Source organism: Psychrobacter sp. PG1, assembly GCF_014897815.1.
In the GTDB taxonomy this organism is placed as follows: domain Bacteria; phylum Pseudomonadota; class Gammaproteobacteria; order Pseudomonadales; family Moraxellaceae; genus Psychrobacter.
In genome coordinates this window covers 114,028-126,340 of sequence record NZ_JABUZG010000046.1, presented here as the reverse complement: position 1 = coordinate 126,340, position 12,313 = coordinate 114,028, and the positions used below count along the sequence as shown (strand labels likewise).

Annotated in this window: 13 protein-coding genes; 8 read left to right on the top strand and 5 right to left on the bottom strand. The window is 43.4% G+C overall.

Annotated elements, in window-relative coordinates; genetic code table 11:
- The first annotated feature begins 11 nt into the window (after window positions 1–11).
- Together INT03_RS04160 and INT03_RS04155 are read left to right on the top strand one after the other, a co-directional pair.
- A complete protein-coding gene (locus tag INT03_RS04160; protein ID WP_193007757.1) occupies window positions 12–752 on the top strand; it encodes a type 1 glutamine amidotransferase in 741 nt (246 codons plus the stop codon).
- Between the two features lie 243 nt (window positions 753–995).
- Window positions 996–1,451, top strand: a complete 456-nt coding sequence (locus INT03_RS04155; RefSeq protein ID WP_193007756.1) for a hypothetical protein — start codon at window positions 996–998, stop codon at window positions 1,449–1,451.
- 206 nt (window positions 1,452–1,657) lie between these two features.
- Here the strand turns inward: INT03_RS04155 and INT03_RS04150 are convergent, their stop codons facing one another.
- The 5 genes from INT03_RS04150 to INT03_RS04130 all read right to left on the bottom strand — a co-directional run bounded on the left by INT03_RS04150 (window position 1,658) and on the right by INT03_RS04130 (window position 6,036).
- Window positions 1,658–1,906: a DUF2164 domain-containing protein gene (locus INT03_RS04150; protein WP_055123463.1), complete on the bottom strand. Its 249-nt coding sequence runs from the start codon at window positions 1,904–1,906 to the stop codon at window positions 1,658–1,660.
- 142 nt (window positions 1,907–2,048) lie between these two features.
- Window positions 2,049–3,323, bottom strand: coding sequence for a sodium/glutamate symporter (gltS, locus tag INT03_RS04145; protein WP_045453577.1), 1,275 nt, complete (start codon window positions 3,321–3,323; stop codon window positions 2,049–2,051).
- Window positions 3,324–3,412: 89 nt separating this feature from the next.
- Window positions 3,413–3,781: a barstar family protein gene (locus INT03_RS04140; RefSeq protein WP_193007755.1), complete on the bottom strand. Its 369-nt coding sequence runs from the start codon at window positions 3,779–3,781 to the stop codon at window positions 3,413–3,415.
- Between the two features lies 1 nt (window position 3,782).
- Complete coding sequence (locus tag INT03_RS04135) at window positions 3,783–4,553, bottom strand: ribonuclease domain-containing protein (protein ID WP_193007754.1); 771 nt, start codon at window positions 4,551–4,553, stop codon at window positions 3,783–3,785.
- A 181-nt stretch (window positions 4,554–4,734) separates the two neighbouring features.
- On the bottom strand, window positions 4,735–6,036 hold the full coding sequence (locus INT03_RS04130; RefSeq protein ID WP_193007753.1) for a glutamate-5-semialdehyde dehydrogenase: 1,302 nt from the start codon (window positions 6,034–6,036) through the stop codon (window positions 4,735–4,737).
- 463 nt (window positions 6,037–6,499) lie between these two features.
- Between INT03_RS04130 and INT03_RS04125 the strand changes: the two genes are divergently transcribed.
- From INT03_RS04125 to INT03_RS04100, 6 genes are all read left to right on the top strand, one after another.
- Window positions 6,500–6,823, top strand: a complete 324-nt coding sequence (locus INT03_RS04125) for a hypothetical protein (RefSeq protein WP_193007752.1) — start codon at window positions 6,500–6,502, stop codon at window positions 6,821–6,823.
- Between the two features lie 394 nt (window positions 6,824–7,217).
- Entirely contained in the window at window positions 7,218–8,015 is a 798-nt protein-coding gene (locus INT03_RS04120) for an ABC transporter ATP-binding protein (protein WP_045443533.1), read from the top strand.
- 311 nt (window positions 8,016–8,326) lie between these two features.
- Window positions 8,327–9,127 carry a transporter substrate-binding domain-containing protein gene (locus INT03_RS04115; protein WP_173936682.1) on the top strand — a complete coding sequence of 267 codons (801 nt, stop codon included), beginning with the start codon at window positions 8,327–8,329 and terminating at the stop codon, window positions 9,125–9,127.
- Window positions 9,128–9,159: 32 nt separating this feature from the next.
- Window positions 9,160–10,086, top strand: a complete 927-nt coding sequence (locus tag INT03_RS04110; protein ID WP_109590919.1) for a transporter substrate-binding domain-containing protein — start codon at window positions 9,160–9,162, stop codon at window positions 10,084–10,086.
- A gap of 102 nt (window positions 10,087–10,188) precedes the next feature.
- Window positions 10,189–11,109, top strand: coding sequence for an ABC transporter substrate-binding protein (locus tag INT03_RS04105; RefSeq protein WP_226950232.1), 921 nt, complete (start codon window positions 10,189–10,191; stop codon window positions 11,107–11,109).
- A 458-nt stretch (window positions 11,110–11,567) separates the two neighbouring features.
- On the top strand, window positions 11,568–12,302 hold the full coding sequence (locus INT03_RS04100) for an ABC transporter permease (RefSeq protein WP_193007751.1): 735 nt from the start codon (window positions 11,568–11,570) through the stop codon (window positions 12,300–12,302).
- Window positions 12,303–12,313: the final 11 nt, after the last annotated feature.

Below are 12,313 nucleotides of genomic sequence, written 5' to 3'. Positions count from 1 at the left end.
AGGATAATTTGATGATGCTACGAATTCATGCTCTTTACCATGTTGATTTTGAAGAGCTCAGCCATATCAAGCAGTGGGCAGATAATCGAGACCATAGTATTACGGTCACACGTTTTTATAAAAATGAACCATTACCCGCGCAAGACAGTTTTGATTGGTTAGTCGTTATGGGTGGACCAATGAGCATTCATGATGAAAGTGACTTTCAGTGGCTAGCTGATGAAAAATCTTTCATTCAGCAAAGTATTAATGACGGAAAAACCGTGATTGGTGTTTGCTTGGGTGCACAACTGATTGCAGATAGCTTGGGGGCGAAAGTTGCGCCATCAGGCATAAAAGAGGTTGGCTGGCTGCCCATTCAATTGACCGAACAGGGGCTTGCGCATCCGCTGCTAGCAGATTTGCCAAAGAATGAATTCACTGTATTTCATTGGCATGGCGATGGTTTTGAGTGTCCCAAAGGCGCGATGCCAATAGCAACGTCACATACTTGGGCCAATCAAGGTTTTGTTTATCAAACATCAAAGCATAAAGAATTAGGTACGTGGGTGCTTGGTTGGCAATGTCATTTTGAAGTGACTAACAAGAGTATGGTAGATATGGTGTCGCATGGACAGACGTATATACAAGAAGCGATGATTGATCATCCTGACTCTGTGCAAGCGGCTGATGAGATCCTAGCACTAGGGGACACGTCTATTGCAGATAACAATGCATGGCTCTCGACCATGCTAGATAAACTAGCTAGATAATTCAGTGAAACGCGATTAATAATCTGTAGCAGGTGAAAATTCAGTATAAAGAAAAGCGCTAAAATGACAGATGAGCAAACCAGTCAAGACTGTGGGTTTTACTTATCTTACTTACATAATAATACTCGCTATTGATTACTTAACCTGCGACCTATCTTTTATACAATCTCATTGAACTGAAGAAAGAACCATTTAGCTTCTGCTAGGTGGTTTTTATTTTTAATAAGAGATAAGGGGAGTACGATGCCTATTTCTACATCTATGTCATTTTGTTTTTGTAGTGTTCGTGAGGAAAATTTAGCAAGTATGCTAAATGGTAGTATTACACTTGATGAGCTAAGAGAAAATCGTGACAACCAATACTTGGATGTGAAACAAGCATCTTTTGAACACTATACGGAAGAATTGATTGAGCTGTTGGGAGAGGGACATTACGCCTTGTGCGATCTGTTATTTTTGGCAGACAACACGCCTCTGCATGAGCAGCATGACGGGCTATTATATGATGTGGCCGTCGTGCCTAAGATTGTCAAAGCGTTTGCCGCGACAGACTTAAAAAAATTGGTACACGACATCGGTTACCACGAAGCAGAGAGCCAAGAAGGTTTGAATACGTTTCTTGAGAATTTAAATCATGTTCATAAGTTATTTGAGTTTGCAGAAGAGAACAAGCTCAATGTGGTTAGGTTTACGCTTTAATATATAAAAATTTGCGTTAAGTATTTGTTACTTGAAGTACTTTAAAACTTGAGCGTCTTAGTTTGATGTGAAAAACCGCTCAGCTGAATGGCTAGGCGGTTTTTTTGTGATTAAAATTGGTAGTAGTTTTTGAGATTTGGGTTGAGCTTATGTTTTAATCTAGCTTTCATTTTTTGTAAAATGACAATGTTTTGACGCAACACAAACTAATCCTTCTTCAGCGCATGACTGTCTTCTAATATGCCCATAAATCTCTCATATAACCAAGGTTCAGCATCATCGATGGCTTGGTTATATATTTTAGAGCCGATCAAGTCCACCATAAAATCGAATAAGAACTTGGCAGGCAAATTACCGATATCCAAATCAAACTCTTCGCTCATATAATCTCTCAAATTATCTAACAGCGCTTCTTCCTCTTCCTTCGATAACTTGATAAGTTTGTCTTTACTCATATCATTCTCTCAATACTAGGTAATGATCTAGCTTAGTTCAATCATATCTTTATAGGAAGGTTGAATAACCAATAAAAAAGGCTGGGTTACGATAGCGTAGCCCAGCCTTATTCAGGTTAATTCGACTTTATTGCTTATAAAATTACATAAACGGCAGTTTAGTAAATATCTGCAAGATCGTCGCGTTGACGATATCGACAAAGAATGCACCAACCATTGGCACAATCAAAAACGCCTTAGGCGAAGGCAGATAGCGATCCGTGACCGCCTGCATATTGGCAATCGCCGTTGGCGTCGCACCCATACCGAAACCACAATGTCCAGCTGACAAGACCGCTGCATCATAGTCTTTACCCATCACCTTAAAGGTTATGAAATAGACATAAACAACCATAATGACCGTCTGTACCAATAAGATAATCAACACAGGACCTGCCAAATCAGTCAGCTGCCATAGCTTCAATGACAGCAGCGCCATGGCTAAGAACAGACTCAAAGAAGCGTTACCAAATACGTCGATAGAGCGATCAAACATATCAAAATTAAAGATAGTGGTTAAGACATTACGAATAATCACACCACCTGCCAACGCCCAAACGAAGGTAGGTAGCTCAAACCACGTGCCTTGGGCAACAAGCGTCATGACATCGGCGAAAGCCAACGCTGCGGCAAACAATGCCAATGTCTCAATAGTAGAAGAGGCGGTGATAAAGCGCATGCTGTCAGGTCTTTCGAAAATTTCTTTATTGCTACTCGCCGAATCTTCATCATGTTTGGTGCTATAAAGCGACTGCGCACCAGCGACTTTTTCGATGTCACTAGGATTGGGATTGGCGGGCGTTGGTTTTAACCCCAGCTTTTGAATCAGGCGACGGGCCACAGGACCGCCAATGATACCACCAGCGACTAAGCCGTAGGTGGCAACGGCGATACCAAGTGTCGTTGCACCGACCACACCGTAATCTTGCTCCAAGGTGATACCCCAAGCACCTGCCGTACCGTGACCACCAGTCAGGGCGATAGAACCTGTCACTAATCCAAGTAGTGGATCAAGTCCCAACGCGCTTGCCATGGCCACACCAACGACATCTTGCAAGACGATAAAAACGGACACAACGATGGTAAAAATCAACAATGGCGTACCACCAGCTTTGAGTCTACTAAAATCAGCACTCAAACCAATAGAGGCAAAAAACATCAGCATGGTAGCCGTCTGTAATCCTTGATGAAAGTTAAAACTATATCCCCAAATGATATTTAGAATATAGACCACTATTGCCGCGACCAAACCACCAGCAACAGGCTCTGGAATGTTAAAATCTTCTAAGAATTTAATTTTCTTGACCAAAAAGCGCCCAAGCAGCAGCACTAGAGTGGCTAGTATCAGCGTGTAATAGCCGTTTAGGGTAATTTCCATATATTAATCCTTTCTATAAAAATAAATTAACCTGAATTCGGGATAAATATGGTTTTATCTCGAATTCAGGTTTGTGTGGTGATTGGCGACTAGGCATCATCCACGGACGGCATAATAACCCATAATTGCGGCTTGCTAAAATCTCTGTAAGCATCTTCAATGATGCTTTTGAAAACATTAAAATCTTCGGTGTTTATTTTTTTCACCGCTGTTAGATCCAGCATCAGGTGAGTCACTTCGCTGTCCGTTAAACAGTCCCATGCGCTATCCCAGTTATGTGAAAAATAGCTGGGAAAATCACAGGCATTGGCTAAGTTTGTTAATAATGTGGTTTTATTGAGTATCTCGTCTACCGGTATGTTAACAGTCTGAGCGGGCATGCTAGCATTTAGTGCTGTAGTTTTTTGGTTAATATCTTGGTCAAAACCCAGATTAATATAGTGGATGGCTTTACTCATATTATTTTACGTCCAGTCTGCGAAAGCTATCATAGTGATCAACGGTCAAGTAATATACGGTCGGTGGATGACCACCTGTGACGATACGCCGTGCACCGCGATGTGACACGCCAGGGGTAGGCACGGTATATTCGCGGTAGTAGCCTTGCGACTGCGCGGGCAATCTGCTCTCACGATTATAAAATGTCGTGCCATCTTTATGAGGATAAGGAAAAGGCCCGCCTCGTTGTATAAGGGCAATGGTATTGTCTATCTGAGCATCGCCCGTGACGCCGCTTGTCTTTGCTGGCTGTGCCTCTGATGAAGTTTCTGATACCGTCGTTGGGTTAATACTATCGGTCAAAAACCCAGACGACAAATCACCAAAAAAATAAACAGCGACGGCAATAAGGGCAATCACACTAAATAGGGTAGAGCCTAAGCTTCTCTTGTTTTGATTGCCACGCTGATGATGGCTATTGTCAGGGGTAGTGTGTCGCGGGTTTTTGTTATTATCAGTAGAGTTGTTTCGGCTGCCAGTATTTGAATAGTGATTGGTTATATTTGAGTTTGGAGTGGCTAAAATACTCAATTCGTTGGAAGTGACTTCAGTGGCTCGTAGTTGGTTTTTATCATTACGCTCACTATTAAAATAGACGCTTTGACCAACGGTTATCGGCTGTGATAATCGCACTTTACTCACATGAAAAAACACGTCTTCACTTTGATTGTCTACATCGATAAAGCCATAGCCTTTATCTGAATTCCAGTGCTTGATTTTACCACTCTGCATAAGCCCACTTTCCTATCGCCTGTTTTGTTATCGTGCCGCATGACTTCTATCATACATATGGTTTTGATGCCGCATATATAACATATTTGACACTACTAAAAAACGCCAGCAATTGAGCTGGCGTTTTTTTGTGGATTATACGTTAAATGAGAGAGTGGATGATAGGCTAAGCGATAAGACGTTAGGCGCGAGTCTCACCATGACCATACACGATCCATTTTTGTGAGGTGAGACCTTCAAGTCCTACTGGACCACGAGCATGGATTTTATCGGTCGAGATGCCAATCTCGGCACCCAATCCATACTCAAAGCCATCGGCAAAACGGCTAGAGGCGTTAATCATGACGCTCGCCGAGTCGACTTCACGGATGAAGCGTTGCGACTTGGTATAGTTGTCGGTAATGATAACGTCGGTATGATGGCTGCCATGAGTGTTGATATGTTCAATGGCTTCGTCAATACCTGACAAAACTTTTACTGCTAAGATAGGCGCTAAATATTCGGTATCCCAATCCTCAGCAGTGGCTGCAGACAGATGTCCAGCAAGCTTAGCATTGTCATTTAAGATGGCTTGCGACTTGTTATCAAGGCGCAATTGCATCGCATCATCAGCGGCGATGATGGCTTCGGCAATCTTTGGCAATAGCTCACCCGCGACTGATTCGTCGATCAATAGCGTCTCCATAGTATTACACGTACCGTAGCGATGGGTTTTTGCATTGACGCTGACCTTGATGGCGATTTCGGCATCCGCATCACTATCGATAAAGGTATGGCAGTTACCGTCTAAATGCTTAATTACAGGTACTTTTGCATCGTTACTGATACGCGCAATCAGACCTTTACCGCCACGTGGCACGATGACATCGACATAATCTGTCATGGTGATCAGCTCGCCGACAGCAGCACGATCCGTCGTTTGTAATACTTGCACACTGTGCTCAGACAGCCCGACTTTTTGTAGTCCTTCCAAGATACACTTGGCAATCGCTTGATTGGATTCAAACGCTTCAGAGCCGCCGCGCAAGATAATAGCGTTGCCTGATTTTAGCGCCAATGAAGCCGCTTCTAAGGTCACGTTAGGGCGCGACTCATAAATCATACCGACCACGCCGAGCGGCACCCGCATTTTACCCAAATGAATCCCTGATGGCTGATAGGTCATGTCGGTGACTTCGCCGATAGGGTCTGGTAATGAAGCGACGTCTTTTAACCCTTGGAGCATGCCGTCAAAGCGGGCATCATTTAGCTCTAAGCGATCCAGTAAGGCTGCCTCTAAATCGTTGTTTTGTCCATTATCCATATCGGTTTTATTGGCGGCCAAAATATCTGATTTGGCCTCTTTTAACACATCATGAATCGCCATTAATGCTGAGTTTTTGTCACCAGTGTTTGCCGCAGCCAGCACACGAGAAGCCGCTCTTGCTTGCTTGCCGACAGCTTGCATATAGGCAGTAACGTCTGTGGTATTCGATTGACTCATAAATTATTTTCCTTATGTTATAAATGTTTTAAGCAAATGAAAGCGCCCAAAAAGGCGAAAGTGTGGCAAAAAGATGATTTAGATACCTATCAGGTATTATGTTATTTAACATAGAGGAGATTGAGGCGATAGTAAAGATGATTTTGTGAACAGTGCCTGCTTTACATAGCGTTTATGAGCATAGTCGTCGCGTCATTTTACTGACTTTACCATTACTGAGTCCTTGCCATTTCATGACACAAGCACCGTTTTAGAGAAAGCAGAAATGCAAGTTTGCGGTTACGTGGTTTTAACAGAACTGCGTTGTAACTACTAAGGTAGCTAGCATTAATCATACGTATAGTAGAGCTTAACTAGTAGAGCTTAACGATGCATCAAAAAGCAATTAAAGGGCAGACATTCATGAACGAATGGTTGCTCGTCAAATACAATTCAATAAATGAAATAATGATGGAGAATAAAAATGGCTATTAGAAATGACACTATCGACAACACCACGCGTAAAAGCTTGCTGACAGTTGGTTTGGTTGCCGCGGCATTGACATTGGGCGCTTGCGGTAAGAAAGAGGAAGCCCCTATGGAAACTGCTCCAGCCGTTGATGCACAAACAGCAGTAGAGGATGAAGCTACTGGTGTTGCGACAGCAGGCGAAGGTGATGATATTGCAGTTGCTAGTGCCGATGATGGCATGGCAGTGGGTAATAATGACGATGTGGCGATAGCAACAGCAGATGACGCCGAAGTGATAGATGGTACTGAGAGCGAAGAACATGTCTCGACGTATTAAATCGCTACTTTGATTAACTGACTATCATTAGTTAATGATATAAGCGAATAAAACTAGATAATCAGATAAAACTACGCCCAGTACACGAAAGTGATAAAATAAGGCTCAGCGCTGTAAATACAGTCTGGGCTTTTTTGTGTTAGCTATTTAGTGGCTTATTAATATGTATTTACCACTGATTGAGCGTTGATTGAGCCTCTGGTTCAATACAGGATTTGCCTTTTTGCTGTGTAATAAGAGACAATGTGACATTTTTTCTATTTGTGTCACGAATCATTGCCTTATCACAATAATGTTATGATTGATGCTGATACTATTTATGCTGCCTATGCCGCTATTTTTTATTCATTTTTATTCGTGTTTTCACTCATATTTATTGGAAGTCTGCTGAACCATGCTTGATATTGCAAAAGATCCGACTCGGCCTATCGCCTTAGATTTACAAGACGTCCATAAAAGCTATGGCTCATTGGCAGTTCTAAAAGGGGTGTCCCTTACCGCATATGACGGTGATGTCATCTCTATTTTGGGCTCATCAGGCTCAGGTAAATCTACCTTGCTGCGCTGCATTAATTTGCTCGAAAAGCCCAATCAAGGTCGTATTATTATCGGTAATGATGAGCTGATGCTCAAGCCTGCTAAGTCAGGTGAGCTGCAAGCGGTCGATATTAAGCAATTGGAAAACTTGCGCGCGCGCGTGGGTTTTGTCTTCCAAAACTTTAACTTGTGGCCGCACAAAACGATTTTGCAAAACATCATCGAAGGACCAACGCAGGTTTTAAAGATTAAAAAAGATCAAGCCATTAGCGATGCTGAAAAGCTACTCGATAAAGTCGGTTTGCTTGATAAAAAAGACGCCTATCCAGCGAATTTATCTGGTGGTCAGCGTCAGCGTGTCGCTATTGCTCGTGCGCTTGCCATGCAGCCACAAGTGCTGTTATTCGATGAGCCAACCTCAGCCTTAGATCCTGAACTGGTTAATGAAGTGCTCGCTGTCATGCGTGAGTTGGCAGAAGAGGGGCGTACTATGCTTATCGTCACCCATGAGATGCGTTTTGCGAGAGAAGTATCAAGCAAAGTGGTGTTCTTGCATCAAGGCGTGATTGAAGAGATTGGCACGCCTGAGCAAGTTTTTGATAATCCTACCTCTGAGCGTGTCAAAGACTTTATGGCATCGCATCGTCAGAACTAGCCTCGTATTTAGTATTCGTTTTATATGCAAAAATGGGGTGGTAATATTCTTACCACCCTATCGTCATTTTATTTTAAGCATAAAATTACTGCTTAGTAAGCAGCGTTGACCGTTTATTACTCGTTAATAACAGTCGGTATGTAAAACGTTTGTTTTTGATATTTTACTCAGGTATTATCAGAAGGTTTACAGGTGGTCGATAATGACGGCTGCTTGTGTATTCTGCTATCTATATTGCTTGTCTGGCAGGGACGTCAGAGAACAAAATATCAGAACCCTACATTAAAAACCCATCAGAATTTAAGGAATGTATGATGTCGAATTCTCGCCTATTGTGGTCATCGATGACCGTTACCGCCGCATTGATGCTGAGCGCCTGTAGTCAACCGGCTAATGAAACTACTGATAGCAACACTGACGCCACTGCAGCAGAAACGGCTGGCAAGACCATTCGTATCGCGACCGAAGGTGCTTACCCTCCTTTTAACTACACCAATGCTGATGGCAGCTTGGCAGGCTACGATATTGACGTTGCCAATGCCTTGTGTAAACAGATGCAAGCCAAATGTGAAATCGTCGCTCAAGATTGGGATGGTATTATTCCGGGTCTTTTAGCACAAAAGTATGATGCAGTGATTGCGGGTATGTCTATTACACCTGAGCGTCAAGAAAAAGTCGACTTTACCGAGCCTTACTTTGCCAATACGATGGTTTGGCTGACCGATACCAAAGGCAGTTTTGATCCTATGGCGATCAAAAACTTGACACTTGGTGGTCAACGTTCAACCACGCCTGGCGCTTATTTACAAGATAACTATGAAGGCAAAGACGGCAATACTGTGCAGTTGTATGACAATTATGACAATGCTTATCTGGATCTAAAGTCTGGTCGTAGCGATGCGGTATTGGCGGAAAAAGTCTCTGCCAAATCATGGTTGGCAGACAACCCTGAAGGCTTTGGTATCGTTGGTGACGAAATTGACAATGACGATAATATTGCCATTGCTGTTCGTAAAGGTGACGCACTCAGAGACGACTTTAATAAAGCACTCAGCGAAATCCGTAGTAACGGTGAGCTGGCCCGTCTTGAGCAAGCGAACTTTGGTCAATAATCTTCTGATTGAAAAATGAAGGAATAGCAAACATGACAATATCAATGACATCATCATTAAAAACTAAGGCGCTTTGGCTTGCGCCATTAAGTGCCGCGATGCTTATGCTGGCTGGTTGTAATAATAGCGCCACGCCAGAAGATGGGGCGGCAGCTGACACCACAGCCGATGCACCTATGAACATAAAAATTGCCACCGAATCAAGCTATAAGCCGTTCAGTTATACCGATGCTGATGGCAAGTTAATTGGTTATGAGATTGAGCTGGTCGACGCTCTGTGTGCACAAATGAAAGCAAAATGTGAAGTCATCTCACAAGATTGGGATGGTCTCATTCCTGGTCTAAATGCCCAAAAATTCGATGCAATTATCGCAGGTATGTCGATCACGCCTGAGCGTAAAGAAGTGGTTGAATTCACTGACCCGTACTTTCACACCGGCATTATCTTGATCGGTAAAAAAGGTGATGACATTCGCGTCGATGCATTAAAAGGTCAGCCCATTGCCTCACAGCGCTCAACCGTCGCTTCACAGTACTTGCAGGATGAACATGCAGATGCTGATATCAAGCTTTATGATACCCAAGATAATGCGTATCTGGATCTGACTTCAGGTCGCGTACGGGCAATGATGTCCGATAAAGTCACTGGCATCGATTGGCTAAAAACGGATGCTGGCAAAGACTATGAAGTGAAAGGACAAGAAATCAGCACCGACGAAGATGCCATGGGTATCGCGCTTCGTAAAGGCGATCCATTGGTCGCTAAGTTCAATAAAGCGTTGGCTGAATTAAAAGAAAACGGTACTTATGACCAAATCACAGGCAGCTATTTTGGCACCAGCTCTACTGCTGCTGCGCAAAAAGCCGTGGCAACCACCGACGTAAAAGAAGTGATGGTGGTTGAAGGTGATGATGCTGTTGAAGTAAAAGAAGAATCAGCTGAAGCGGCGACTAACTAATATCATAGCTCATCTCTGTGCTCGGCTGATATGGCTGTCACGTATGGCGATATTCACTCATAGAGATGAGTGTTACTTTACTCACAAACCCCAAGGATGATCATGAACAACCATTTTGACCAACACCGTGCAATCGCGAACGCATCCGTTATCAATGGCATCAAGGCGCGACGTTTTTCAGCGCCCTTGCTTGCGATGGCGGCGCTTTTAACCTTAGCAGGGTGTAGCAATGGTCAAAATGATGCAAATGATGCAAATGATGATGTCAGCCCAGACGCCGCTGAGACCGCAGCGACGGGTGATGTGTTACGTATTGGTACCGAAGGCGCTTATGCCCCCTTCAACTATACCAATGCGGATGGCACCCTTGGTGGTTTTGATGTTGATATTGCCAACGCTATCTGTGCCGATATGAAGGTAACGTGTGAAATCACGGCGCAAGATTGGGACGGTATCATCCCGGGTCTAAAAGCGGGTAAGTATGATGCGATTGTGGCCGCTATGTCGGTGACGCCTGAGCGTGAGCAACAAGTCAGCTTTACAGAGCCGTACTTTAGCAATACCTTGGTGTTTTTGGCAAAAAAAGACAGCAGCTTCGATCCCAGTAATAGCGATGATATCAATGCGCATTCTATTGCCGCTCAGCGCTCGACCATTTCTTCGCAGTGGTTAGAAAAGGTTTATCCAAATGCTGACATGAAGCTTTATGACACGCTAAGTAATGCGTTTTTGGATTTGGGCTCGAATCGTGTTGATGCGATGGTGTCTGATAAGCTGCCAGCGCTAGAATGGCTTGGCTCCACCTCAGGCAGTCAGTATGCGCTCAAAGGTCAAGAGATTGACATCAATGATAATTTTGCCATCGCGGTGCGCCCAGGCGATGCATTGCAAGCAAAAATCAATAAGTCATTGGTCAATATTAAAGCGAATGGCACTTACGATAAAATCAATCAAAAATATTTTGCGATTCCAGTATCAAGCTCAACGGTCACTACTGAGCCGACAGAAAAACCTGCTGAATAAGTCTTAAAATATGTTTAGCACTGTTGCATCGTAACCGTTAGAATGATGATGTCTAGTAGGTTAAGTTGGATTCCACTTTGTAGAAAGGGTATTGCTTTAATAGCGGTATCCTTTTTTTATTTTTTATAAAAAATAGTTTGGTCTTATAATGTTGACTGTTCGGTTTGTAAAAATATGACTGATTTAATGCATTTTTAAGAAGATAAGGGGCTATTTAAGCACTGCTTTTACGTGTGAGTATTAACATAGCTGGCAGCGAATATGATAAAATCAGCGCTCATTTCTACTGTGTCAATTTCCGCCGCAATAACTGTATTGATTTGACGTCCATCTATGACGCAAAATACCAAGGTCTATTTGGTATAAAATACGTTTATTAGCAGCGCTCAGCTATTGATGCTGATTCTTTTAACTCATATTTTGCAAATTGCTAATATAAAGAGACTGAGTGGATAATTGTGTTTGATTTACAAGGATTTGGCGCGCTACTACTGAGCGGCGCTACCGTCACCATCAAGCTTGCCATGACCAGTTTAGTCATCGGCATGGCTTTAGGGCTGCTCGGTGCCACAGCTAAGCTGTCCAACGTCTGGCTGCTGCGTAAAATTGCGACTGTGTATACGGCGACAATGCGCGGTATTCCAGAGTTGCTATTGGTACTGTTCATCTATTACGGTGGCTCTATGCTGCTGATGACGATTCTCAAAAAATTCGGCTATAACGAATATGTTGAGATCAGTGCCTTTTGGGGTGGCGTGATGGCGTTGTCTATCGCGTTTGGCGCTTATGCGACTGAAATTTTTCGCATGTCAATCCAAGAGATTCCGATAGGGCAGAGAGAAGCGGCGCAAGCGATTGGTATGCGCCCTTTTCAGACGTTTTATCGCATTACCTTGCCGCAAGTTTGGCAGATTGCGTTGCCAGGATTGGGTAATTTGTTTTTGGTGTTGCTCAAAGATACTGCATTGGTATCGGTCGTGGGTCTCAAAGACATCATGTATCAGGCATCACGTGCCGCCCAATCAACGCAGCAGCCATTCACCTTTTATATGGCAGCAGCGATTATTTATCTGGGTTTAACCATGTTGATTACTGGTTTTATGATGTGGCTCGAATGGCGCGCCAATCCAGCGGCGCGCTATGCTAAAAAGCTGAGCCGTCAGTCAACCCACCGTCAATCGACCATAGGGTAGAGGAGAGATAC